Annotated in this window: 24 protein-coding genes; 4 read left to right on the top strand and 20 right to left on the bottom strand. The window is 46.6% G+C overall.

The window, feature by feature from the left end; translation table 11 throughout:
• The 10 genes from QZ176_RS04720 to mqnE form a co-directional block, all read right to left on the bottom strand.
• The coding region (locus QZ176_RS04720) for a methionine ABC transporter permease (RefSeq protein WP_295151522.1) at positions 1-535 on the bottom strand (535 nt) is incomplete at its 3' end.
• Positions 536-796: 261 nt separating this feature from the next.
• Positions 797-2,632: a menaquinone biosynthesis decarboxylase gene (locus tag QZ176_RS04715; RefSeq protein ID WP_295151521.1), complete on the bottom strand. Its 1,836-nt coding sequence runs from the start codon at positions 2,630-2,632 to the stop codon at positions 797-799.
• 9 nt (positions 2,633-2,641) lie between these two features.
• Positions 2,642-3,631, bottom strand: a complete 990-nt coding sequence (locus QZ176_RS04710) for a hypothetical protein (protein ID WP_295151520.1) — start codon at positions 3,629-3,631, stop codon at positions 2,642-2,644.
• Positions 3,631-4,446, bottom strand: a complete 816-nt coding sequence (locus QZ176_RS04705) for a hypothetical protein (protein WP_295151519.1) — start codon at positions 4,444-4,446, stop codon at positions 3,631-3,633. Before QZ176_RS04705 ends, QZ176_RS04710 begins: the two co-directional genes overlap by 1 nt.
• A 2-nt stretch (positions 4,447-4,448) precedes the next feature.
• Entirely contained in the window at positions 4,449-6,446 is a 1,998-nt protein-coding gene (metG, locus tag QZ176_RS04700; protein ID WP_295151518.1) for a methionine--tRNA ligase, read from the bottom strand.
• Positions 6,447-6,491: 45 nt separating this feature from the next.
• Positions 6,492-7,175 carry a type II secretion system protein gene (locus QZ176_RS04695; RefSeq protein ID WP_295151517.1) on the bottom strand — a complete coding sequence of 228 codons (684 nt, stop codon included), beginning with the start codon at positions 7,173-7,175 and terminating at the stop codon, positions 6,492-6,494.
• 27 nt (positions 7,176-7,202) lie between these two features.
• Positions 7,203-8,429, bottom strand: a complete 1,227-nt coding sequence (locus QZ176_RS04690) for a hypothetical protein (protein WP_295151516.1) — start codon at positions 8,427-8,429, stop codon at positions 7,203-7,205.
• Positions 8,430-8,540: 111 nt separating this feature from the next.
• The gene (locus tag QZ176_RS04685) at positions 8,541-8,990 is read right to left on the bottom strand and encodes a phosphoribosyltransferase family protein (protein ID WP_005871628.1); all 450 of its coding nucleotides are present in this window, start codon (positions 8,988-8,990) and stop codon (positions 8,541-8,543) included.
• A 16-nt stretch (positions 8,991-9,006) separates the two neighbouring features.
• Entirely contained in the window at positions 9,007-10,302 is a 1,296-nt protein-coding gene (locus QZ176_RS04680) for an NCS2 family permease (RefSeq protein ID WP_295151515.1), read from the bottom strand.
• 18 nt (positions 10,303-10,320) lie between these two features.
• Positions 10,321-11,403: an aminofutalosine synthase MqnE gene (gene mqnE / locus QZ176_RS04675; protein WP_295151514.1), complete on the bottom strand. Its 1,083-nt coding sequence runs from the start codon at positions 11,401-11,403 to the stop codon at positions 10,321-10,323.
• A gap of 141 nt (positions 11,404-11,544) precedes the next feature.
• Here mqnE and glmS point away from each other — a divergent pair, with 141 nt between their 5' ends.
• Together glmS and QZ176_RS04665 are read left to right on the top strand one after the other, a co-directional pair.
• On the top strand, positions 11,545-13,362 hold the full coding sequence (gene glmS, locus QZ176_RS04670) for a glutamine--fructose-6-phosphate transaminase (isomerizing) (protein WP_295151513.1): 1,818 nt from the start codon (positions 11,545-11,547) through the stop codon (positions 13,360-13,362).
• Between the two features lie 60 nt (positions 13,363-13,422).
• Positions 13,423-14,556: a hypothetical protein gene (locus QZ176_RS04665; protein ID WP_295151512.1), complete on the top strand. Its 1,134-nt coding sequence runs from the start codon at positions 13,423-13,425 to the stop codon at positions 14,554-14,556.
• A 687-nt stretch (positions 14,557-15,243) separates the two neighbouring features.
• Here the strand turns inward: QZ176_RS04665 and tgt are convergent.
• Both tgt and QZ176_RS04655 read right to left on the bottom strand, forming a co-directional pair.
• A complete protein-coding gene (gene tgt, locus QZ176_RS04660; RefSeq protein WP_295151511.1) occupies positions 15,244-16,410 on the bottom strand; it encodes a tRNA guanosine(34) transglycosylase Tgt in 1,167 nt (388 codons plus the stop codon).
• Between the two features lie 162 nt (positions 16,411-16,572).
• Positions 16,573-16,773 (bottom strand): transcriptional regulator, encoded by a 201-nt coding sequence (locus QZ176_RS04655; RefSeq protein WP_295151510.1) that lies wholly within the window; start codon positions 16,771-16,773, stop codon positions 16,573-16,575.
• A 165-nt stretch (positions 16,774-16,938) separates the two neighbouring features.
• Here QZ176_RS04655 and QZ176_RS04650 point away from each other — a divergent pair, with 165 nt between their 5' ends.
• Together QZ176_RS04650 and QZ176_RS04645 are read left to right on the top strand one after the other, a co-directional pair.
• Entirely contained in the window at positions 16,939-17,256 is a 318-nt protein-coding gene (locus QZ176_RS04650; RefSeq protein ID WP_295151509.1) for a hypothetical protein, read from the top strand.
• A 154-nt stretch (positions 17,257-17,410) separates the two neighbouring features.
• Positions 17,411-18,208: a hypothetical protein gene (locus tag QZ176_RS04645; RefSeq protein ID WP_295151508.1), complete on the top strand. Its 798-nt coding sequence runs from the start codon at positions 17,411-17,413 to the stop codon at positions 18,206-18,208.
• A 68-nt stretch (positions 18,209-18,276) separates the two neighbouring features.
• On the opposite strand, the gene QZ176_RS04640 is transcribed toward QZ176_RS04645, so the two are convergent.
• The 8 genes from QZ176_RS04640 to mog all read right to left on the bottom strand — a co-directional run bounded on the left by QZ176_RS04640 (position 18,277) and on the right by mog (position 23,752).
• Positions 18,277-18,774, bottom strand: coding sequence for a hypothetical protein (locus QZ176_RS04640; RefSeq protein ID WP_295151507.1), 498 nt, complete (start codon positions 18,772-18,774; stop codon positions 18,277-18,279).
• Entirely contained in the window at positions 18,764-20,845 is a 2,082-nt protein-coding gene (locus QZ176_RS04635; protein ID WP_295151506.1) for a heavy metal translocating P-type ATPase, read from the bottom strand. Before QZ176_RS04635 ends, QZ176_RS04640 begins: the two co-directional genes overlap by 11 nt.
• A gap of 3 nt (positions 20,846-20,848) precedes the next feature.
• On the bottom strand, positions 20,849-21,343 hold the full coding sequence (locus tag QZ176_RS04630; RefSeq protein ID WP_295151505.1) for a hypothetical protein: 495 nt from the start codon (positions 21,341-21,343) through the stop codon (positions 20,849-20,851).
• Positions 21,336-21,638: a Cys/Met metabolism pyridoxal-phosphate-dependent enzyme gene (locus tag QZ176_RS04625; RefSeq protein ID WP_295151504.1), complete on the bottom strand. Its 303-nt coding sequence runs from the start codon at positions 21,636-21,638 to the stop codon at positions 21,336-21,338. The genes QZ176_RS04630 and QZ176_RS04625 overlap by 8 nt, the downstream gene beginning before the upstream one ends.
• A gap of 8 nt (positions 21,639-21,646) precedes the next feature.
• Positions 21,647-22,138: a hypothetical protein gene (locus tag QZ176_RS04620; protein ID WP_295151503.1), complete on the bottom strand. Its 492-nt coding sequence runs from the start codon at positions 22,136-22,138 to the stop codon at positions 21,647-21,649.
• 95 nt (positions 22,139-22,233) lie between these two features.
• Positions 22,234-22,845, bottom strand: coding sequence for a hypothetical protein (locus QZ176_RS04615; RefSeq protein WP_295151502.1), 612 nt, complete (start codon positions 22,843-22,845; stop codon positions 22,234-22,236).
• Positions 22,842-23,159 carry an HMA2 domain-containing protein gene (locus QZ176_RS04610; protein WP_295151501.1) on the bottom strand — a complete coding sequence of 106 codons (318 nt, stop codon included), beginning with the start codon at positions 23,157-23,159 and terminating at the stop codon, positions 22,842-22,844. The genes QZ176_RS04615 and QZ176_RS04610 overlap by 4 nt, the downstream gene beginning before the upstream one ends.
• 65 nt (positions 23,160-23,224) lie before the next feature.
• A complete protein-coding gene (gene mog, locus QZ176_RS04605) occupies positions 23,225-23,752 on the bottom strand; it encodes a molybdopterin adenylyltransferase (RefSeq protein WP_005871651.1) in 528 nt (175 codons plus the stop codon).
• Positions 23,753-23,759: the final 7 nt, after the last annotated feature.

The following is a 23,759-nucleotide window of genomic DNA, read 5'->3' as shown; positions in this document are numbered from 1 at the left end:
CACCGCCGCCGACCGTGCCCGCCATTGCCGTAAATCCGATGATGACGATGAGCGTCAGAGTAATCGCGCCGATGATGCTAGGCAGCGCCTCGATGAACATTACTCGAAAGATTATCTGCGTCTTGCTCGCGCCGAAGCTCTTCGCCGCCTCGATCACGCCGCTATCCACTTCAAGCAGAGCGCTTTCGATGAGGCGCGCGATAAAGGGCGCTGAGCCGATAGTAAGCGGTACGATCGCCGCGGTGGTGCCGATACTCGTTCCGACAAGAAGCTTCGTAAGCGGAAAGAGCACGATCAGCAAAATTATAAACGGGAAGCTTCGCAGCGTATTTATCGCGACGTCCAGCACGGCGTAGACGATGCGGTTTTCGCAGAGCCCGCCGCGACGCGTAAGGATAAGCACGATCGCAAGCACGAGCCCCAAAATAAACGCCAAAGCCGTGCTTACGAAGGTCATATACAGCGTCTCTAGCGTCGCGTTTAGCAGCAGCTTCGGAATCACTCCGCTAAAAAAATTTTGTATCCACTCTATCATTTATATCCTTTCAATTTGCGCCCTTTTGCGCTATATCGAGCTTTTGCACCGCTTTAAAAATTTTTGAAATTTTAAAATTTTCTAGCGCAGCAAATTTTACGCCTTAAAATTTTAGCCTTCGCGCGGCGGTAAATTTTATGAAATTTTATCGCTTTTAGCTCTAAGTTTAGACGAAATTCTATCTAAATTTAACGCGCAGCCCTTAAAACCAAAGCTAAATTTTAAAATTTTAAATCCGTGAGAAATTCCGCCCCCGTGTCCTTAAAAAATTTCAAATTTCTTAAATAGCTCGGGCTCATCCTGCACGATGCCACGCTCTATGAGGCTTGCTACTACTTCGCGGCTGCAGAGCGTCTCCTGCGGCCACCGGCGCGTATAGCCCTCCCACTCGTGCTTGCTCGTAGCATCGATGCAGATACGATCATTCTGCGCCACAAACACGTCGCGCAGTGCATCGATGCTATTTACGATGCGCCAAACGCTCATGTAGAGGTTGCTCGCGTCATTCCCCACATCGGTAAAAATCAAAATTTTAAAATGCTCGCTAAATTTCAAAATCCGCCGCCAGCTCCGCTCTACGAGCTCTTTTTTGTCTATGTTTATCAGCACGAGCGGGTTTTTCGTATCGCAAAAGTGCTGCTTAAGCGCCAAAATAGCAGGCTCCTCGCTTTGAAATTTAGCTAGCAGCTCCTCGTCACTTAAAATTTGCGGCGCCTGTGAGCTTAAATCAACCGTCGCATCGATGCCGAGCTTGCCGCCGAAGCAGGAGTTCGGGCTTGCGTGATCGAGTTGATCGCACACACCCTCGCTAAAAACGAGACTGCACGCACCCAGGCGGTTTAGGACGTACTTCGTAAGCGCCTCGTACTCGTCTAAGCTCGGCGTATCCTGCGGCACGAAAACGGCGTGCTTGACGAAGCTCATCTGCCCCACGCCCCAAAATGCGTGCATGATCTGTTTAGCAGCAGCTGGGTAGCGTACGGCGATCTTAGCCAAAATCAGATTGTGAAATACGCCGTTTTCGGGCATTTTATAGTCAATCAGATCTGGCGCGCTCGTGCGAAGCAGCGGCAAAAAGATCCGCTCGGTCGCGTACCCCATAAATTTATCCTCAAGCGGCGGCTTACCCACGACTGTGGCGTGAAATACGGGCGCGCGCTTGTGCGTGATCGTGCTAACCTCCATCACCGGAAATGGCTCTACCGGCGTGTAATATCCCGTGTGATCGCCGAAAGGCCCCTCCGGCTCGCTTACCGCGGGATCGACAAAGCCCTCGATCACGTAGTCCGCGTCGGCGGGAACATAAATTTCATTCGTAAGCGATTTTACCAGGCGAGCGGGGCTGCGGCGGATGAAGCCGTAAAGCAGCAGCTCAAAAATTCCCTTCGGCAGCGGTGCCTGGCCGCACCAGATATAGAGCGGATCGCCGCCGATCGCCACGGATACGGGCATCTTGCGCCCCGCTTTGCGGTATTCGTCAAAAAGGCCCGCGCCGTCTTTGTGTATCTGCCAGTGCATCCCCAAGCGGTCGCGCCCGTAAATTTGCAAACGGTACATACCGAGATTTTGCGTTTGCGAGTTCAGATCCTTCGTATAGACCTGCCCCATCGTGATAAACGCGCCGCCATCATTCTCCCAGGTCTTAAGCACAGGAAGCTCGCCCAAATCGACATCGGCGCCCAGATGCGCGACCTGCTGACACTCGCCGCGACCGCTAAGGCGCTTTACAAAAATTTTACGCAGCGAGATTAAGTGCGCCAAGAAATCAAGCTTTTCGCTGAAGTTTTGCGGACGCTTCGGCTTTAGCAGGCTCTGTATCTCGGCGGTGATCTCGTCAGGTTCGCGGCCGAGGATTAAATTTAACGCAGAAGATGAGCCGAAAATATTGCTTAGCACCGGCGGCATCCGTTTACCCTGCGCGTTTCGCACGTTCGTAAAAAGCAACGCCTGCGAGTGCTCTTTCTTGACCTCGATGTAGCTTGCGTGCGCGATCTCAAGCTCGGTGCTAATCTGCTCTTTTACTTCGCGCAATAGCCCGTTTTCGTAAAGCCTCTTTATCCAAAAATTTCCGTTTAAAATTTCATCAAAGCTCTGCATCCGCTGCCTTTAAAAAAATAGATTTTTTTCTTGCGGTTTTTGATTTAGAAGCTGCAAGATCGCGCTCTTCTCCGCAAAAACCAGCGCGTAATGAAACTCGGGCAGGCTCTTTAGCGCGCTTAGCTTATTGAAGCGAAAGTCGATCTTGGTGCAGTCCAATCGGTCCTCCCAGCTGGCGCATACGATAATTTTTTCGCGGAATTTCGCCCGCAAAAAATCCGCCTCGCGCGCAAAAAGCTCAGGATCGCTCTCGGCGATAAAGGCGCGATAGCTTCCGCCAAGCGAGCTAACGTTAAAAAACCTATCCACAAAAATCGGTTCGAAATGGCCGAATGCGCTTAAGCTTTGAAATTTAAAGGGTATGTTTTTGCGCGAGAGATACTCGATCACGCCGCATAGCTCGGGCAAAAATAGCTGCGGAAAGATTAAGTTTGAGTAATAAAGCCCGCCGAAAACGAAGCTGCTGTAAAATATCGAGCCGCCGCAAAGCAGCCTAAAATCGTCGCTCGCAGGGATCGTGACGGGCGAGATACCGAGGCTTTGCAAAAGATCGCCGTCGGTGGTGAAGTAGGTATTTTTCTCTTTGGCGTTCAGCAGACTGATAAAAAGCTCGCCCTTGCTGCGCGGCGCAAACATCAAATTTTTCGGCACGCTCGTATAGCGCAGGATCTCGCTTTGCACCTCGTTTATCAGCACGAAGCCGTGCCGCCACGTCTCGCCCAGAAATTTTATCAGCCGCACTAGCGCCGAGCATAAATTTTCAACCTTGATAAAGGCGATCTCGTCATTAAGCGGCTTGAAATTGTTATCGAAAATGATCGCGTACGCGCCGTTATCGATCGCGGTGCGCACGTCGCGCTCGTTTGCGCCGAGTGCTATGAAAGCGCCCTTTTTCGCGACCTTTGCAGGTTCGATCGCAAAGCTCTCGACAGCGGAGATCGCGGGATTATTTAGCATCGTTCCGTTTACGATACGGGTTAAATTTAATAAATTTACCATTAAGACTTCCCTGCGGCGGAGCTTTTAGGAAGCGCGCTCTTTGCGGCGCGGCGAGGCTGTTTCGCAGTAGATGCGGAGGTTGCGCCGGACGCGGCAGCGTCTTTTGCGGCGATTACGGCAGGCGTAGCAGTATCTTTTGCGATACGGCGAGATTTCGCGTTCTGAGAGGTGCTTTTAGCGGGTGTCCATTTTGCGCTTGGCGCGGAAATTTTATTTTGCGCGGCGCTTTTTACGGACGCCGATTTTGAGACAGATACAGAAGCTGCGGCAGGCGCGATACTTTTGGCGGTCGATGCGGTTTTTGCGACAGGTGTAGGTTTTTTAGCGGGCGCGCTTTTTGTCGCTGCGTTTTTTTTAGCAGAGGCACTTTTGGAAAGTGAGGCGTCCTTTTTAATGCTCTCGCTAGAAACGCTTGCCGTGCGCTTTCTGCGTGACGCGGCGCTTGCTTTAGAGCTCTCGCCATCCGCGCTCGCATATTTTTTCGAGCGCTCGTCCGTAAATTTATCGGTGCGAGAAAACGAGCGCACGACCACGCGCGCGCCGAGCTTTGCACATTTTAAAGCGGCGAACTTCGACAGCTCGCAAACGCCTAGCGTTAAAATTTTACGTGCCGCAAATTTTAAAGCAACCCCTGCGCCGAGCTTTAGCGCCAAGGGTGCGCTCACGCACGCAAGCCCGCCCGCGCCGATCTTTGCGGTGAGGGAGGAGCTGCGGTAAAACTTTAAAATTTTATCCGAAGCGCTGCTTTTTTGCGCACAGAGCCCAGCCGCGCCGTAGATAGCGAGCTTCGAAGCCTTGCGCGCTAAAGCCTTCATTGCTAACCTACGATCGCGCCGTTTTTTACGGGCGCGAGAGTGCTAAGCAGCGTAAGACTGCCGTCCTCGGCGCTTAAAATCATACCCTCGCTGCTATGTTTAAAAATTTTAGCGGGTTTTAAATTTGCCAGCACGCAGATCTGCTTGCCGACAAGCGCGGCGGGATCGTAAAATTTCGCGATACCGCTTATGATTTGACGCGGCTTCTCCTCGCCCAAATCGATCATAAATCGCAGTAGCTTCTCGCTGCCCTCAATGTTTTCGCACTCCAAAATCGTGCCAACCTTGATAACGCATTTTTTAAAATCGTCGATTTTGATTTGAGCCTCGGCTATCTCGCCTTTGGCTTCTTGCGCCGTAGCGCCCGAGCCGGAAGCTTTTGCGTTTGAGCTTGGCGAACCTTTTGCCGCGGCGTCTGTGTCCGAACCGCTCGCAGAATTTGCAGCGCCATCCAGCCTATCGTAGTCCGCTTTCGGCATTAGCTCGTGATCGATCTTGGTAAAAAGCGGCTCGCACGGCTTGGCCTTAAAATCTAAAATTTCGCCGCGAAGTACTAGCTTCTCATAAAGCGGAGTGGATATTTCAAAGCCGAGCGTGTCCGCGATACGTGCTGCCGTCTTCGGCATCGCGGGACTTAGCAGTACGGCGACTTTAGCCAAAATGTTTGCAACCAATGCGACGAGAGCCAGCGCCTTGGCCTGCTCGCCGTTTTTCATCAAATTCCACGGCTCGTATTTCGCAATCGAAGCGTTTGCGAGCGCAAGCGCCCTCCAAACCTCCTCCAAATATCTATTGGTAGCGACCTCCTCAAGCGCGTTAAGTGCGGCGCTCAGATAGGAGTTTGCTTCCTCGATCTCGGCGGTGAAAAATTTCATCACGTCTTTAGAATTTATGACGTAATCCGAGTATTTTGCGCTCATGCCGACGATACGGCTAAGTAGATTTCCAAGCTCGTTGGCAAGCTCGGAATTTACGCGGTTGATGATCGCTTTTTGCGAAAAATCGCCGTCTTGACCGAACGGTACCTCGCGCAGCAAGAAATACCTAAACTGCTCCAGCCCATAGGCGTTTGCGACCTCGCGCGGATCCACGACGTTGCCCAGGCTTTTGCTCATCTTTTTGCCGTCGCGCGTCCACCAGCCGTGAGCTGCGATGCTGCGTGGCATATTTAGTCCCAGGCTCATCAAAAACGCAGGCCAATAAACGGCGTGAAAGCGCAAAATGTCCTTACCCACGATATGCAGCGCGTCACTCCAATACTCCATTCGTTCGCCGCCCGCGCAAAATCCAAGCGAGCTAAGATAATCCATCAGCGCGTCCAGCCAAACGTAAATCACGTGCTTAGGATCGTTTAGCTCGGGCGGAATTTTAATACCCCAATCAAAGCCCGTTCGTGTGATCGAAAGATCCTTCAGACCGCCTTTTACGAAGCTTACGACCTCATTTTTTTTGCCTAGGGGCAGGATGCACTTTTCATCCTCATACCATTTCAAAAGCCGCTCTGCATAGGCGCTAAGTCTGAAAAAATAACTCTCCTCTTTTAAAATTTTAGTCTTTTTGCCGCAGTCGGGGCAATACTCGCCGTCGATTAGCTGAGCGGAAGGAAAAAAACTCTCGCAGCTTACGCAGTAGTTGCCCTCGTATTCGCCCTTATAAATGTCGCCCTTTTCATACATCTTGCGAAATACGTTTTGCACTGCCGCCTCGTGTGCGGCATCGGTAGTGCGTGAAAACATATCGTAGCTGATGTCAAACTCGTCCCATAGGTCTTTAAATTTAGCGCTTACGCCGTCTGCGTATTGCTTCGGGCTTTTGCCGTGCTTAGCTGCGGCCTCTTCGATCTTTTGGCCGTGCTCGTCGGTGCCCGTTTTAAAAAACACCTCGTGTCCTTGCAGGCGGTAAAATCTAGCCATCGTATCGGCGATAATCGTCGTGTATGCATGGCCGATGTGCGGGACGTCGTTTACGTAATAAATCGGCGTCATTATGTATTTTTTCATTATTCTCCTTGCGCTTACTTAAATTTGACTAAAATTTTATTAGTCCTATTGCGCGGCTGTGCCGGTATTAGAATTTAGCGTGTATCTTACGTATCCGGTCTCCGGCTCGATAGTAATACTAGCGGTCTCTCTTGCATCATTAGTAAGTGTAATAACGCACTGGCCCACAAAAAGCCTATCATATGGCACATTAGAGTTCGCTAACTGCCCCATTGGGCGACCGTAAGAATCAAAGGAGATGGTGTGATTGTTTCCATTACCGCAATTAGTAAATTGTATATTTCTTATATTATATGTTGCTCCTAAATTTAGCTTTTGATTCATTCTTGCACCATCAGTATTGGCAGGTTGCCTAGCAAAGCCCGAAGTAAGCAGTTTGTTAGGATTCTGCGGATCAGCTGCCATAGAATTTAGGCTATTTGGTTGTCCGTTTGAACCCGGGAAAGCTCCGTTATCCCAATATATATTATATCGCCATCCTGCTGCAGAGCCCGGTGCTCCTTGATCGGTAAATTGAATCCTCCAAAATCTCTTAAACCAATTAGGATCGTCAGGATCGAATTTGTTATCATTCATAGCCAGCTGCTGAGTATAGCGAATATGAGCAGCTACTTGATCTGCCGCCTCCACAAGGCTATTTCGATTGATTTGAGGCACCGCCACCGCCGCTAGAATTCCAACCACCACGATGATGAAAATCAGCTCTATCATAGTAAATGCTTTTTTCATAATTTTTACCTTTCATAAAAATTTTGTTTATATTTTAACATAAAATTTCGCAATTCGCACGCCTCGCTTGTAAATATCTATATTTTGTATCGAATTTTTATGATCCGAGACATATTTCGGCTCATACGCATAGATAAAAGCGCTGTCCCCGCTAGGCAGTCCGTAAAATTTCAGGCGCAGGCAGAGCCTCTCGTCTTCGCAGCTTACGCTTTTTACTCCGCGATTTTTTAACTCACTTGCCAGCTGCCTAGCTACGTCGAATTTATAGATAAAATGCCGCTGCGGTTTGTTTGCGAACATCGCCTCATACATCACGTCGCTGAAAATCACTGCAAAATAGCTCACCGCTAAGCTTACCAGCGTTACACCCACGGCGATCTTGTGAAAGGTGCGAAATTTAGGCAATCTAACGCGGTATGAGTTAAACAAAACCCGAATGATCAGAGGCGTAGCGATGACGCAATACGGCAGCATCATCTCAAGCGGCACGCGCTGTCTTAGAGAAAAAAGCATCGTTAGACAAAGCGCGCTTGTAGCGATGAACCACAGCAGGCTTTTTTCCTCTTTGATCCAAATTCTATAGATCGTGTAGATGAAAAATAAAAACACTAAAGGCGAAAACGCGCCCGCAAAAACGCCCACGGTATCTAAAAAATACCCCTTCGGCTTGCCCTCAGAGCTTACGTCGTAAAAGATCACGCTGAAGCTAAATAGCGCTATGCAAAGCAGCAAAAGCTCCTTTTTGCGCGTATAAAGCGCCCAAATTCCAAAGCCTACGTAGAGCATAAAAAACGCGCGATCGATCAGGGCGCAAACGGACAGAAGCACGAAAAGCGCGATATTGTATTCGCTTTTTGCAAAATAGATCGCTAGCAGCGTGAAAAAAACGATGATGCCCGCGGGATTTAGCAAGATCGCGCTACTCATCGACGCAGGAAGCGCCATAAATAGCGCCGTAGCGACTACTCTATCGAAGCGACGCTTTAGAATAAATTTTGAAATTTTATAGATCATCGCGGCATTTGCGAAGTGGATCAAAATAAACGGCACGCGCAGGGCATAGTCGTTACGGCCGAAAATTTCGCAGCTTAAATTTGCGATTAGCGAAACGAGGGATTTTTTCTCGTAAAAAATTTCGGCCTCGTAGTAGCTGATGCTTAAATTTGAAATCGCATAAAGCAGAAATATGCCCTGAAACAGGCACATTATGGAGATCACGAAAATTTCGTTTTGATAAAGCTTCTTCACTCTCATCCTTGCTGTGGGCGCTTTAGATTTACGGCTAAATTCTACGACCGAAATTTCACAAAATTTAATCCGCCGAATCCTTTAAAATTTAGCCGCTAAATTTAACCGCACGCCGCTTCATTCCTCTATCGTATAATTTTCCCAAAAGAAATTTATCCACTCATCCGTCTTTGAAATTTTAAAATCGGGCTGGATAAGCGCTTTAGGTTTGTAAAAAATCACCGCGGTTTTAAGCTCTATTTGCGGGAATTTCTCCAGCAGCACGCGCTTGATCTCGACCATACTGTCGCCGCTGTCGATGATATCGTCCACCAGCAGCACGCGCTTGTAAAGCTCCAGATCGGGCACGTTGAAAACGTCGATGGTGTCGAGCTTTTTGGTGTCCGCGTAGTGGATGGAATTTATCGAAAATATCGTCCGCATATCAAGCGCATTAGCTAGCGCGTGACCGAATGTGAGCCCGCCTCTAGCGATCGCCACGATTGCATCGGGCATAAATTCGTCCCTAACCTGCTTTGCTATAACTCTTGCGTCGCGATCCATCTCGTCAAAACTATAAAATCTCATATCTTTCCTTAAAAATTTAATGCATTAAAAATACTAAAACGCTAATCGCGCCGAGCGTCAAAACGCCGAAATTTAAATCTTTTATCCTGCGCTGAGCGAGTCTAACTACGATATATGCAATAAAGCCGAAGCTTAAGCCGTTGGTGATCGAGTAGGTAAAAGGCATCAAAAATACTATAAAAAACGCAGGGATTAAAATTCCAGCGTCGCTATAATCGATCTTACCAAGCTCGCTAAACATTAAAACCCCGACCATTACGAGGATCGGATAGATTGCATTTGCGGGGATCGCCTTAAATAGCGGCAACATAAACAGCGTCAGCACAAAAAATATAGCGCAAAATACCGCGGTAAGCCCCGTGCGGCCGCCCGCCTCCACGCCGCTGGCGCTCTCGGCAAATGCAGTAACCGTGCTCGTTCCTATAACGGCGCCTGCGACGCTTCCTATTGCATCGGAGGTTAAATTTCTAGATAGTTTTCTCATACCGTCTTTGCTATTCTCTCCAAAAAGTCCCGCGCGATTGCCGACGCCAGTTAGAGTGCCGATGCTATCGAATAGATGCGTAACGAAAAATGTGATTATAAAAGGCACGAACGCAAGCTTTAGCGCTCCGGAGATATCTAGCTTAGCAAATATCGGCGTTATGCCGCTTGGCGCGCTTACTATGCCATGAGGTGCGGGCGAAATTCCAGCCACCCACGCAACGCACGAAGTAATCAAGATGCTTAAGATAAACGCTGCCTTGATTCTAAGCACAAAGAGCACTAGCACGACCGCTAAGCCTAAAATTCCAAGTAAAACGTTTAGATCTTTTAAATTTCCTAAAGTTACTAACGTCGCCTGACTAGGCGCGATGACGCCCATCTGTTTAAGTCCGATAAAGCAGATAAAAGCCCCGATACCAGCACTTATGGCGCGACGCAGATCAAGCGGGATAGATTTGATAACCCAAACGCGAAAATTGGTAAACGAAAGCACGGTAAAAAGCGCTCCGCTTATCGCTACGATGCCAAGTGCACTCTGCCATGGCATCTTCGCATCCACGCACAACGCAAAGGTAAAATACGCATTTAGTCCCATGCCGACGCTAAGCGCTACGGGAGTATTTGCAAAAAGCCCGTTAAATAGCGTTGCGATTATCGTAATAAGCGCGGTTGCCGTAACCAGCGCATCAAACGGCATGCCTGCGATGCTCATAATGTTAGCGTTTACCGGCACGATGTAAATCATCGCCAAAAACGTAGTAAGCCCTGCGATAAGCTCCTGCCTTACCGACGTTTTTGCGGCGGCGAGATGAAAGAATTTCTCCACTTGCTCCTCCTTTAGAATTTATTCGTAAATTTCGATCTGATTATACAAACTATCGCGCTCTACGGGCACAAAGCCTGCGGTGCTGATCATATCGATAAAATCGCGCTTGCTCTGCCCTTTTTTGCTGCCGGCGCCGGCGCTGCTTTGAATGCTTTCGTTCTCGATCGTGCCGTCAAGATCATCCGCGCCGAAATCCTGCGCTACAAGAGCTAAGCTTAGCGTCGAGGTCGCCCAATACGCCTTGATATGCGCGACGTTGTCGAGCAAAATTCTACTAATCGCAATCGTTTTTAAAATTTCGACCGAGCCCAAAAAGCCCTTCACATCCAAGTAGTTATTCTCGCGCTGATACACGAGCGGGATGAAGGCGTTGAAACCGCCGCCGTTAGCGCGAGCTAGGCTCTCATCTTGCAGCGCGCGGATGCGCAAGATGTGATCGATGCGGTGAGCGCGGCTTTCGATATGACCAAAGAGCATCGTGGCGTTACTCTGGCGCCCGCGTGCATGCCACAGCGAGTGGATACGTAGCCACTGCTCGCTTGAGACCTTGCCTTTGCAAATTTTATCGCGCACGTCCTCGTCAAAAATTTCAGCGCCGCCGCCGGGCATCGAATCCACGCCGCTTTGCATCATCAGCTCTATCGTCTCCTCGTAGCTCATCTTCCACTTTCGCCGCCAGTAATCAATCTCCGCCGCAGTCATCGCCTTGATATGCAGAAGCGGATATTTTTGCTTTATCGCTTTAAAAATTCCCAAATATTGCTGCGGCGTAACGAACGGATTGTGTGAGCTTACGATATGAATCTCCTTCGTGCCGCGCGCTACCGTCTCGTCCACGATACGCATGATCTCATCATCGCTCATCGTGTAAGCGTTTTCGTTCTTGCGGTGCGCCGAAAATGCGCAAAATTTACAGGTATCTGCGCATAAATTTGAAGGATTGATATGACGATTTACGTTGAAATAGACGTTTTTGCCATTTTTTTCTTTGCGAATAGCAAAGGCGAATTTACCCAGATCGAAAAGATCCAAATCCCATAATTTTACGCCGTCTTCGTAATTTAATCTCTCTCCGCTTTGTAGTTTTTCTAAAATTTCCATCGATTTCCCAAGCCAAATTTTGTGCTAATTATATAATTTTTTGCTTACAAAACGGATAAGCGGACTAAATTTAGAGCCGAATTTCGTTAATTTAAAATAGCGTAGTAAAATGAGCGCCAAATTTTAAATAAGGAAAGCAAGATGTGTGGAATCGTAGGCTACATAGGAAATGCCGAAAAGAAAAAAATCATAATAAACGGACTGAAAGAACTCGAGTATCGCGGATACGACAGCGCTGGGCTTGCCGTGATGGATGAGAGTGCAAATATAAAGTATTTCAAAGCGGTCGGCAAGCTTAATAATCTCGAAGAGAAGATGAAAGATTTCACTTCGCAAGGCTTTGGCGTTGCGATCGGACATACTCGCTGGGCGACGCACGGAAAGCCTACTGAGCTTAACGCGCATCCGCATTTTGGAGATTTTAGCTTCGTCGTGCATAACGGCATCATCGAAAACTACATCGAGCTAAAGGATGAGCTCGAAGCGGATGGTGTGAAATTTTTAAGCCAGACCGATACTGAAGTGATCGTGCATCTTTTTGAAAAAAATTTCAAGGCTAGTAACGACGCATTTAAGGCATATGAAGCTACAATTAAACGGCTAAAAGGCGCATACGCTACGCTTTTGATCACGAAGGCAGCACCTGGCGAAATTTTCTTTGCTAAAAACGCAGCTCCGCTGATCGTCGCAAAAAACGATAAAAACGAAATTTTCTTTAGCTCCTCGGATGCTCCGCTCATTGGGCTTGCGAATACGGCTGCGTATCTGGACGATCAAATTTACGGCGTTGCAAAGCTTGGGCAAATCGACATTTTTAAAAACTCTAAACCGCATAATTGCGCCTTTAGTGAGCTTCCGAAGGATAAAGGCTATGCGCAAAAAGAGGGCTTTAGATTTTTTATGGAAAAAGAAATTTACGAGCAAGCGCAAGTCGTAACTGAAGCAATGATGGGGCGTGTAATAAAGGGCGGCAAGATAAAATTTGGCGAACTTGATGCGGCGATGTTTGAGGGCATCGATGAGGTTGTACTATGCGCCTGCGGTACGAGCTATCACGCCGCGCTCGTAAGTTCGTATCTTTTCGAGCGCATCGCTAAAATCCGCACAAAAGTAGAAGTTGCTAGCGAATTCCGCTATAAAGAACCGTTTTTGAATAAAAACTCCCTTTTTATCGTGATTTCGCAAAGCGGTGAGACAGCCGACACCTTAGAGGCGCTGCATATCGCTAAAAAAGCCGGTCTTAGGACGCTTGCGATCTGCAACGTCGATAACAGCTCGATCGTGCGCATGGCGGGCAGCGTGATCCTAACTCGCGCAGGCATCGAAAAGGGAGTAGCCTCCACGAAGGCTTTTGCGACGCAGGTTATGGTGCTATGGATGTTCGTCGTGTATCTTGCAAATCTGCGCGAGGTCATCTCGGCGCGTACAAATTCCGCTGAAATTTCAGCGATGCTTCATATCCCGCAAATTTTAAAGATTAAGGACGGCTTGCAGGATAAAATTTACCGCATGAGTAAGCACTATCTGCACGGACACGGCTTTTTCTTTATCGGGCGCGATATTTTCTATCCGCTCGCTCTTGAGGGCGCACTCAAGCTCAAAGAGATCTCATATCTGCACGCGGAAGGCTATCCAAGCGGCGAGATGAAGCACGGTCCGATCGCTCTTGCCGATTCTAATCTCTTTACAGTTGCGCTGATGCCAAAGCATTTGCTCTACGAAAAAACGAAAAGCAATGTCGAAGAGCTTGCTGCGCGCGATGCGTATATTTTAGCGATCAGCCCCCAAGAGCCCGAGGTCGCGGACGATTTTATCAAAACGAGCGAGCAAAGTCACGCGATGAGCGAATTTTTTGAGATGATGATAATTTTACAAATTCTAGCTCTTGAAATCTCCGTAAGACTTGGCAATGATGTGGATATGCCGCGAAATTTAGCCAAAAGCGTCACCGTAGAATAATCGTTTTTTAAGTTCATTTTGACTAATATTTCTCATTAAAAAATCGGGGAATGTTAGTATATGAGACTTATCGGATTTATCAGAGGTGAAAATGTCATAGTTGCCACAGGCGGGGTCGAGTATAGCTACGAAATGCTTGGCGAACGCGATCCTAGCCTAACCGACGGCGATGAGGTAAGCTTCGACACGCTAGCATCCAGCGCGATAAATATAAAGCGCGTCGAGGGCTCTAAATCCAAAGACCGTGTAGCGCAAAAAGTAGTCCCACAGCCAAAAGAATCTGCAAAGCAAAACGATGAAATTTTTGGCGATAAGAATTTCGCAGAAAATAATATATCCGAAACGCCATCCTTTCAAAGCTCCACCGAAAATATCGCAGAGGATAGATCCGCCGTAAAAGGAGCGAAAGTCGCAAAAAAATTTAAGAATTTTAAATTTAACCGCAAAGCTAAGCCTACGAGTGCAAAAAAACCGAAATTCTTTGGATTTGAGTTCGTCCAAACAGACGATCTGCGCACTACGCAAAGCGTCGAGAGTAAAATTTATACTTCATCTATCCGCAAGGAAGGGCTTAAATCCATAATCCTGCCCATAGTGCCGATAGTCATTATTTTGATATTCCGCTCACAAATCGCAAGCATATTTCTATCTTTTTCGCAGATCCAAGACTACGTCAATCAAGATACGGTTTATATGGTGATGGACCTGCTAATTTTTCTTAGTTTTGCGCTATTTTATCTGCTGCCGCTTAACCGCGCGATAAACCTACTCTCCATAGCGACGCACGATCAATACCCGATGCGTCAAATGGCGAATTACAACGTCTTTATCATCCTGTGCGTCATCTCTACGATCCTGCAGGATAAGAGCCTGGGGCTGGATGAGTTCGAGCAGATTTTCATCTGCGGCGTGATCGGATTTGGGCTCATTTCGTTTTATTATAAGTTCAAGGCATTTGCGTTTATGTTTTTCAAAACTGCAGGCTCGATCCTATTCGCCCCCGCGCTGCTTGTGGAGCTCGCGGCTATTATTTTCATCGGCATCGGCGACCGCTATACTGGCGCGTCGATGAAATTTATGGAGCTAACGGGACTATTTTTTGCAAGCACGGCATGGAGATACATCATAATTTTTATCGTTATGTCGCCACTTTATTTCCTTGGATTTTGCATGATAAGGCGGATTAAAAAATAATTTTACAAAATTTTACCGCAGATTTAGTTACGATGAAATTCTACTATGATATAATTCTGCTCAAAATTTCATCGCAAAATTTAGCACGACGACAGAATTTAACGGGGATTTGAACTTTATCAAAGTAAAATTCTACCGCATTAAAATTTTATCGCAATAAAATTCTATAATTTTAGGCGTAGATCATACCATAAAGCAATATATGTGTTTTATACGCGTAACGCACGGCTTACAAAAATAACACCAATGCCTGCGAAATTTCGATGCAATGCCCCTTATTTGACAAAAGCTGTGGCAATTGATATCACGGCTTTAAATTCTACTACTAAAATCCATCTTTAAATCTCGCACGCTCAGCGCATATCAACGCAGAATTTTATCCACGCAACTTAGCGCAAAGCTTCAAAACTAAATTTTATCTCATATTCTACGGCGAAATTCCAAGACATAGCTCTATCATAATAAGATTTTGCTGAAATAAAATTCTAATTGATGCCAAAGCCTAAGTGCGGATTCAAATCAAATTTAAAGCTACAAGCTCCACGCGCCGCAGCTCTTAAAATTTCACTGCCAAAATTTTGTCGCGTTTAAATTTAGCCGTCCGCGCGCCGTATTAAAATTCCGCTCGTTGCCGCCGCGGCTAAATTTAACTACCGCGCTAAATTCCACGCCCTCGCCTACTAAAATTTAATCTCGCGCCCCGCTTCGTGCGGCGTAGAATTCCCGCCTAAACTCCGCAAACCGCCCGTGCACGATCGCCTCTCTCATATCCGCGGCAAGGCGCAGGTAATAATGCAGATTGTGAATGCTTGCGAGGCGGTAAAAGCTAAGCTCTCTCGCGCGAAATAGATGATTTAGGTAGCCGCGGCTGAAGCGCTTGCACGTGTAGCAGTCGCAGTGCGGATCGATCGGATCGTGATCACTAATAAAGCCCGCGTTTTTGATGCTAATCTTGCCGAAGCTCGTAAATAGCGTGCCGTTGCGGGCATTGCGCGTAGGCATCACGCAGTCAAACATATCCACGCCGCGAGCGACGTTTTCTACAAGATCCTCAGGCGTGCCAACCCCCATCAAATATCGCGGTCGCGCCGCATCGACGTATGGCATCATGGCCTCGACGGTTTCGTACATCAGCTCGTTTTTCTCGCCCACGCTAAGCCCTCCGATCGCAAGCCCGTCGAAGCTCATCTCGCACAGCGCTTCGGCGCAAAATTTACGCGCCTGCGGGTCGGTGCCGCCTTGTATGATACCGAAGATGTTTTGATGAGTGTGCAGGCCGCGAGATTTCATGGCCTCGTGATAATCTATCGCCTCGCGAGCCCATTTTATCGTGCGCGCGACGCTTAGATCGATCCGCTTTTTAAGCCGCGATCTATCATCGCTGCTAAGCGCGCCCGGCTCGCGCGGCAGCTCCACCAAATCGTCTAAAATCATCATAATATCGGAGTTTAGCTCATACTGCGTATCTAGCACCGAGCGCGGCGTGAAATAATGCGTGCTACCGTCGATGTGGCTTTTAAATTTTATGCCGCCCTCGTCGTTTTTGGTGTTTGCGCGCAAGCTAAACGCCTGAAAGCCGCCGCTGTCGGTCAAAAAGCTGCGGGTAAATTTCGTAAATCCGTGCAGCCCGCCGAATTCCGCCACTACCCGCGAGCCGGGGCGCAGATACATATGATAGGTGTTAGCAAGGATGATCTGCGCGCCCAGAAGATACTCTACGTCCGTCGCATCGAGCGCTTTGACCGCGCCCACGGTGCCGACCGGCATAAAAACGGGGGTGTGGATCGTGCTATGCGCCGTGCGGATCGTGCAGGCGCGCGCCGCGCCGTCCGCGGCGTCTATCGTAAAATCCATCTTGATCCTTTAAATTTAGCTTCTTGCGCGTACTTGGCGCAAAATTTTAAAAAGCGATTGTAGCGAAATTTAAATTTGCGGCAGGTAAATTAAGGAATTTTATAGTATTAAAGCCAAAATTTTAAGAATGCTGTGCAAACGCGCAACACAACGTCAATAAGATTAAAGAGTTTTCGTATTTTTATCTTTAGTTTCGTTTGAAAATTCTAAAAGCTTTTCGTAGCTTTTGCGCATATGCTCGATGGCATCGTTTATCGCAAGACCTTGCATTATGACGCGATACAAATTAGGTCGCGTCTTTTTCCAGTTCCTAAGCGTTTGCACATCGACGCCCAAATATCCGGCTATATCTCTTTTTGTCATTTTCGCCCCATTTTTTTAATCATAGACTATAAAAAAGAGATTAAATTTCTAACAGCATAATATTTACTATTCTTAGGATTATAAAGCATAAATGTTATGCTTTATAAGTTTGTATTTATATTATATTTAATATAATTCCAATCAAATTTTTTGTAGGAGTAAAAAATGAATAAAGACAATATAAAAGAGTGCGAGAAATTTTTCCCGTATGAAAACGATGAGGCACTAGAGTGTCTATATAAAGACGATTGGTTTTGCGTGGTTTTCGGAACAGCCGAAGAAATGGAAGATATTAAAGAAAAATCTATTGGAATAAGATGGATTATAGATAAGAAAGGTAATAAAAGCCGCACGGGATACCCACGTGAAGGATATGTTAGGCCGCCTTGGTATTTTAGCGAGAGTTTTCTACAAACGATCTTAACAAATAAAAATCCAAATGGAGAGGTAATATGTAAAAGTGAGAGGATAAAAAAGCCATGAACTACTTTAAAAATTTAAAGGGTCAAAAATGAAAAAATTTATAATCATCTCTTATCTAATGATTTTTATGTGCGGTTGTGATGGCGATATGAAAGGGCAAAGCCTATCTAAATTTCTACTCGCATAGCATCTACGTCACGGTTGTGATGGCGATATGGAAGGGCAAAGCGGCGATGTAAAGGAGGTCAGACAATTTCATGACGCAAATGGTGCACTGGTAAGAGAAGTTCCCTATAACGAAGTGGGGCAAATTCATGGAATTGTAAGAGAATGGTACCCAAATGGTGATTTTAAACTAGAAATAAGATATAAAAATGGTAAAAAAGATGGGTCTTTTAAGGAAAATAATAACTTTTTTAAAACACTAACTGAGGGAAATTTCAAGGATAATAAGATTATAGGCTCTGTTAAAACATATAATGAAAACGGAACGCCTATAAAAGAAAATATATATGACGATAAAGGAATTCTTTTAAAAACTATGTCCTGGTATGATAACGGACAGAAAAAAAGCGAAACCGACTACGAAGATGGCTATAGAAAAAAACGTTATGTGGAATATTACGAAAACGGGCAGTTAGAATCTCAAGATGATGGCAATGGTAATAGTAAATATTGGTATGAAAATGGTCAACAAAGAGATGAATACAATAAGGAAGGACCGTTTCGTCGTCGTGCTTGGTATGAAAATGGTCAACAACAATTAGAAGAAAATAGCGATGGAACATCGCGTAGTTGGTATAAGAACGGATATATACAAAGTGCATCAACAATAAATAGTAATGGAGAAAAAGAATACATAGAATGCAATGAAGACGGAATGCTAACACATATAGACCAATACGACAAAGCGGGAAAACCGCTACAAAGCTATTACCCTCACGACATCCAAAAATATATAAAAGAAAATGTGGACGATATAAATAATTTATGCAAGACGGGGTCTTTTTAATAGCCTATCAAAACGTTTTACTATAAAATTTTAATCAGTTGTAAGGTCTTACCGCACCAGTTACAGCTTTAGGCGTCGCTCTTGCGCGTACGGCGGCGCGTTTTCGGTGCGGTCTGCGTCGCGCCTGCTTTGTTAGATTTTGCAGACTTGGTCTTACCGCCCGCCGTCTTAGAGCGAGCAGACCCGCCTTTACCTCCCGCCGCGCCGGCGGCAGCCGCTACGGCACTCGCAGCGCCTGTTAATGCGGCGGCAGCGCCGGTTGCGCTAGCGACATCCGCCGCGCCGTACATCGTATCGGCAGCGGGATTTAAATCAAAATTCTCGTTTCTTAAGGTTAGCGCTTTGGCCTTTCTGTTTTTCAAAAACTCGCTGTATGGCGAGCCGTAAAGGCTAGCGTGCCAAATCGCGCATCCTAGCATCACTAGACCTGAAATTTTATGCAGCTGCGACATTCGCGAGTTCATATTCAGCGCGGTTAGAGCCGTGATACCCATACTCAATCCCAGCGTCACTTTAGCCGCTTTGCGCTGAAAATTTAGATCCAAAATTTTATCTTCAATGCTCAAATTTTACCCCTTTGATGGAATTTAGTAGTAGTCCTATCGTCGTGCCGTTATGCAGCAGCGCCGTAGCTACGGGACTTAGCGCGCCGAAGGTCGCCAAAAATAAAATGATCGAATTTATCCCCACGGTGGCGTTAAAATTTCGATTTACGAGCCGCAGCGTGTCGTTGGCCAGCGCCTTTACCTGCGCGACGCCCTCGATATCGTTTTTCAAGAGCCCAATCTGCGCGGAAGCCTTGGCAATCTCGGCGCCGTTTAGCATGCTGATGCCGATGTCTGCCTTCATCAGGCTCGGCGCATCGTTTATGCCGTCGCCCACGAAGACCACCTTTCGCCCCTCGGCTTTTAACTGCTCTAAGATTTCGGTCTTTTGCGTCGGCAGCAGCTCGCCATAATAGCGATCTACGCCGAGCTTTTTGGCCACGGCGCGGGCTTTTGAGCTCACGTCGCCGCTTAGTATGACGATCTGTTTAGCGCCCAACTCGCGGAGCCTAGCGATGACGGTGCGGGCGTTTGCGCGCACTTCGTCTCTAAGCCCGATGAGCCCCAAAAGTCTGCCGTCAAATGCGATGTAAAGCAGCGCGAGCCCCTTTTGCATCGCAAGATCGATGGTCTGCTCATGTGCCGCAAACGAGATCATCTCGTCGTCCTCTAGGAAGTGGCGCGAGCCGATGATGAGCTTTTTGCCCTCGATGCTGGTCTTTACGCCGTGAGCGACGACGAATTCCACCTCGTCGTGGTGTTTGTGGATAAAGCCGTGCTTTTTAGCCGCATCCACGATCGCCTCGGCTACGGGATGAAAGTAATGCTCCTCGGCGCTCGCGGTTAAATTTAAAATATCGTTTTTGCTAAAGCGCTCGTCAAACGATATGATCTCGGCGACCTCCAGGTTGCCGTACGTAAGCGTGCCCGTCTTATCAAATACGAAGGTGTCGGCGCTCGCAAGCGACTCAAGAGCCTTGGCGCCTTTGATCAAAATCCCGTTCTTGCCCGCCTTTGAAATGCTTGATTTAAAAGCAACCGGCGTAGGCAGCTTAAGCGCGCACGAGTAGTCCGCCTGCAGCACCGAAGCTACGGTCATAAAATTTCGATTTATCAGATAGGACACGCCTGCAAGCCCGAAGGTTACCGGCACGAGCTTGTCGGCTAAGTGAGTCGTATGCATGCCGATGCTGGAGCGCTCGTTAAGAGATGCCGTGATGTAATGCTTGATGCGCTGCGTGGAGGTGTTTTCGCCGACGTTTTCCGCCCAGATACGGATCCTGCCCTCCTCTACGATCGTGCCGCTTAGCACGCTATCGCCGCGGGATTTTTTCACCGCGACCGATTCGCCCGTCATGTTGGCTTGATTTATCATCGCTTCGCCGCTTACGACGTGTCCGTCCACGGCTATAACGTCGCCCGCTCCCACGACCACGATATCGCCTACCTTTAGCTTAGAAGTTGCGATTTTGACCTCGGTCTTTTTGCCGTTTTGATCTATCTCGACCCACGCCTCGACGATGTCCGGGCGAGCGAGCTCGCGGATAAGATCGTCGCTTTTATAAACGGTGCTCTCCTCCATATATTCGCCAAGAGCAAGCATCGCGTTGGTGCTGTTTGCGGCAAAGATATCTCCGCGCGCGAGAGAAATTCCGACAGCAGCAGCCTCCAAGCCCTTTGAAGTAAGTCCATGACGAAAGCTTTCTTTAATGCCCTCTTTTAAGATAGGCATGCACGCTACGATGCTAAATACGCGCGCTAAAGGCGAAGTGCGAAAGATTAAATTTCCCCCCAACGCAAGAAGCGCTAAAATAAATTCGTTTTTGCTTGGCAAATTTTTATGGTTAGCGGGGATAATTGATTTTAGTTCGCTTAAATTTAAATCTTCAAGTTGCTTTAGAATTCCTGCCTTATCTACACCTGCGTCAAGCCTAAGGATCAAAGAGCCGATTTTAGCGTTAAATCTAGCTTCAGTTACGCCCTCAAGCCTCGCAGCTGATTTTTGTAGTGCGCTCGTATCAAGCCCTTTAAAGCCCGCGACCTTTATGCGTAGTCTAGTTTTAGTCTCATGTAAAATTTTAAAATTTTGCATAAACTACTCTTGCATCTCTGCCTTGGCGTCTTCGAAGCGTTCCTTCATCTCTTCAACGCCCATCTGAAACATCTCGGTACCCTTTGCGATGAGCTTAAAAAGCTTTTTTTGCGCGTTTTCGTCGGTTAGAAAATAGGTTGCCGCAGCACCCAGAACGATACCTGTGATAAATGAGTTGCTACCAAATAAGCCGTTCGCGTTTTGTCTGCTACCAATGGAATTAAAAATTCCACCGAAAGCGGAATTTTGCGAGCTTTGAGTAGAATTTACGTCGCTTGAGCTTGGAGCGGCGGAATCTTTATTATCCGAGCCGTTGTCGGAGGCTGAGCTATTAAAAGGTGTAGAATTTACCCGCTCATTTATCCATTTTGCCCAACCGCCGAGCTTATCATCGCCGGCAGAGCCGCCCGCAGAGCCGCTAGAATATTTATTGCCACCAAAATCGTAATCGTCTAGAATTTCTTTCAAATCTTTTTTTGTGATATACGGATTACTCATTGCCTACCTTAAGAATAAAATTTCTACCCGCAATGAGCGCGCCTACGCATACTGCGACGCCTGCCGCTGCGCGTAGATACTCGCCTTGTACGAGCTTATTTGCGCTGTAAATCGCGCCGCCGCCGATGATACCGCCGCTTAGCGCTATATCTAACGCATCGCGAATCGCTTTAGATTTACTTTTGCCTTCTTTAGCTTTAACGAGCTCTACGGCGCAACCGCCGATCGCCCCCGCTATAGCGCCGCTTAAAACGTGATCCAGCGGCGAACGCTGTGTCGTAAGTAATCTATTCATTTAGGCCTCTATTTTTCTGATTTATCGTCTGTGGACGTAAATTTAGCCGAAGAATTATCGTCCATTTTTACGATCTGCGGGATATTAAGCGGAGTAGTAGATGCTGCGGATGTCTCACCTACCTGTGTTGCGCCAGTCTTAGCGCTCGCAGTGGATTTTTTAGTTCTTTTAAATCCAGGTTTTGGTCCCGGTTTTTTTCTGGTTTTTTTTGCAGTGCTAGTCTCAGTGCTGGCGCTACTTGTCGCAGCTTTTTTACCGCCAGACTTTCTTTTGCTTTTTACAGCTTCGGCAACATCGTCTAGGCCTTCTTTGGCTTCTGCAAAAATTTCTTTTGATTTTTTGCTTAATTTTTCTGCTCCGCCTTTGACGCTATTTTTTAGCTCCTCGACGCTTTTGCTACTTACGATTTTATTCGCACCTTCTTTGATTTTATCTCGATTGTTATAAGCGTAAACCGCCGCGCAACCAAGCGCAAAACCTGCTAGAAATGGGATCGGCATTTCATTCTCCTTGTGTTAAGATTATAAAGTCATTTTATCAACTTTACATAGATTTTGATATTATAGCGACTTTTTTAGATTTTTGCAATCCTAATTTAATTTTTCTGCAAAATTCCTTTAATTAAATTGGAAAATGCGCTATTTAAGATATTTTGTAAATCGTATTTTTGAAATATCCGCTCTAATTCCTGCGGATTTTTTAAAATTTCGTTCAATAAATCGGTAAAATTCAAAGAATTTAAATCAGCCTCGTATTTAGAATTCAGTTCCTTTAAAATCGGCAAAATTTCATTATACGAAACCGCCTGCGCTTTATACAGCAGCTCTTTAAATTCCGCGTTCTTACACGAATTAATTAGATCGTCATAAAACATCATAGAGCTTTTTTCTATCAAAAGCGCCGAAGCCAAAAACTCATTCATACCTTTTGCAGCCAGTGCCTCACTGCTATTTTCAGGAGGCGTGACGCCAAGCCCGCAAGAATTTGCAAAGTCTAACATCCGCTCAAGTAATCCAGCTCGTAAAGATAGAATTTCTCCTAGCTTTTTATCTTGAAATTTAACTGCGCCCAGCGAATAAAACTGCAAAATTTGCGCCTCTTTTTCGAGCAAAAGAGAGATATCTGCAATTTGTGCCTCATTTAAATTCCGAGATTTATTAGAAATTTTGCGCGATTTTTTAGTGCTACGCAATGCTTCTTCGCTCAAGAAATCGCCTCGATATTAGAATTTACAAGCGCTACTAGCTCAGGCGAACTGATGCCGCTTAAAAACTGCTCCCAAAGGTGCATCGGAAAAACGCTTTCATCATAATTAATCGTAAGCGAGCCAATTAGAGAGTTAAATTTATACTCTTTTATCCCGCGAATTGCAGCTATTTTAGCCTTCAGGCTCTCTTCGCTCACGCTATCTCGCAACTCCCTAATTTTAGGACTTACGCGGATACGAATACGACCTTTGCTGTGGCTGATTTTGCTAAAATACTTATGAAATTCCAAAATATCGTTGTGATTTATTTTCATATTTTTCCTTAAATTTACACCTAAATAATATCATAAATCATTTAATTCCTGCTAAATTTTGCAAATTATTTGCGTTTAGGACGAAATATTTTTATCTTATTTTCATCCGCTGTTATGTAATTTCCTCCCATTAGATCAATACAATACGGCACGGCAGGAAATACCGGCAGGAGGCACTCTTTAATCGCTTTTGGATTGCCAGGTAAGTTTATAATCAGAGATTTTTTGCGGATCGCTGCTATCTGGCGCGATAAAATTGCCGTAGGCACGATCTTTTGGCTTTCTGCGCGCATTAGTTCGCCAAAGCCTGGCATTAATTTCTCACTTACCGCTTCAGTCGCTTCAGGCGTTACATCGCGTGGAGCAGGACCCGTACCGCCCGTGGTTAGCACCAAATCACAACCCGCTTCGTCGCAAAGATAAATCAGCTTATCTTTGATCAGCTCTAGCTCATCTGGAACTATTTCATAAAAATACTGCTTCTCACAAGTTAGCCAATCATCCATCACGGCAATTATTTCTTTGCCTCCTAAATCCTCGTAAACGCCACCGCTAGCGCGATCACTTATCGTCAAAACACCTATTTTTACCATTTTTCTC

It is taken from the genome of uncultured Campylobacter sp. (assembly GCF_905373215.1).
GTDB lineage: Bacteria > Campylobacterota > Campylobacteria > Campylobacterales > Campylobacteraceae > Campylobacter_B.
This window is presented reverse-complemented; position numbering and strand designations above follow the sequence as displayed.

What these genes read in the sequence shown, in the direction of transcription:
- mqnE (WP_295151514.1), bottom strand. Translation starts at nt 11,403, where the DNA reads ATGGAAATTTTAGAAAAACTACAAAGCGGAGAGAGATTAAATTACGAA.
- QZ176_RS04645 (WP_295151508.1), top strand. Translation starts at nt 17,411, where the DNA reads ATGGAAGGGCAAAGCGGCGATGTAAAGGAGGTCAGACAATTTCATGAC.
- QZ176_RS04705 (WP_295151519.1), bottom strand. Translation starts at nt 4,446, where the DNA reads ATGAAGGCTTTAGCGCGCAAGGCTTCGAAGCTCGCTATCTACGGCGCG.
- QZ176_RS04625 (WP_295151504.1), bottom strand. Translation starts at nt 21,638, where the DNA reads ATGAATAGATTACTTACGACACAGCGTTCGCCGCTGGATCACGTTTTA.
- QZ176_RS04630 (WP_295151505.1), bottom strand. Translation starts at nt 21,343, where the DNA reads ATGAGTAATCCGTATATCACAAAAAAAGATTTGAAAGAAATTCTAGAC.
- QZ176_RS04620 (WP_295151503.1), bottom strand. Translation starts at nt 22,138, where the DNA reads ATGCCGATCCCATTTCTAGCAGGTTTTGCGCTTGGTTGCGCGGCGGTT.
- QZ176_RS04695 (WP_295151517.1), bottom strand. Translation starts at nt 7,175, where the DNA reads ATGAAAAAAGCATTTACTATGATAGAGCTGATTTTCATCATCGTGGTG.
- QZ176_RS04690 (WP_295151516.1), bottom strand. Translation starts at nt 8,429, where the DNA reads ATGAGAGTGAAGAAGCTTTATCAAAACGAAATTTTCGTGATCTCCATA.
- QZ176_RS04715 (WP_295151521.1), bottom strand. Translation starts at nt 2,632, where the DNA reads ATGCAGAGCTTTGATGAAATTTTAAACGGAAATTTTTGGATAAAGAGG.
- glmS (WP_295151513.1), top strand. Translation starts at nt 11,545, where the DNA reads ATGTGTGGAATCGTAGGCTACATAGGAAATGCCGAAAAGAAAAAAATC.
- mog (WP_005871651.1), bottom strand. Translation starts at nt 23,752, where the DNA reads ATGGTAAAAATAGGTGTTTTGACGATAAGTGATCGCGCTAGCGGTGGC.
- QZ176_RS04650 (WP_295151509.1), top strand. Translation starts at nt 16,939, where the DNA reads ATGAATAAAGACAATATAAAAGAGTGCGAGAAATTTTTCCCGTATGAA.
- tgt (WP_295151511.1), bottom strand. Translation starts at nt 16,410, where the DNA reads ATGGATTTTACGATAGACGCCGCGGACGGCGCGGCGCGCGCCTGCACG.
- QZ176_RS04710 (WP_295151520.1), bottom strand. Translation starts at nt 3,631, where the DNA reads ATGGTAAATTTATTAAATTTAACCCGTATCGTAAACGGAACGATGCTA.
- QZ176_RS04610 (WP_295151501.1), bottom strand. Translation starts at nt 23,159, where the DNA reads ATGAAAATAAATCACAACGATATTTTGGAATTTCATAAGTATTTTAGC.
- QZ176_RS04655 (WP_295151510.1), bottom strand. Translation starts at nt 16,773, where the DNA reads ATGACAAAAAGAGATATAGCCGGATATTTGGGCGTCGATGTGCAAACG.
- QZ176_RS04685 (WP_005871628.1), bottom strand. Translation starts at nt 8,990, where the DNA reads ATGAGATTTTATAGTTTTGACGAGATGGATCGCGACGCAAGAGTTATA.
- metG (WP_295151518.1), bottom strand. Translation starts at nt 6,446, where the DNA reads ATGAAAAAATACATAATGACGCCGATTTATTACGTAAACGACGTCCCG.
- QZ176_RS04635 (WP_295151506.1), bottom strand. Translation starts at nt 20,845, where the DNA reads ATGCAAAATTTTAAAATTTTACATGAGACTAAAACTAGACTACGCATA.
- QZ176_RS04665 (WP_295151512.1), top strand. Translation starts at nt 13,423, where the DNA reads ATGAGACTTATCGGATTTATCAGAGGTGAAAATGTCATAGTTGCCACA.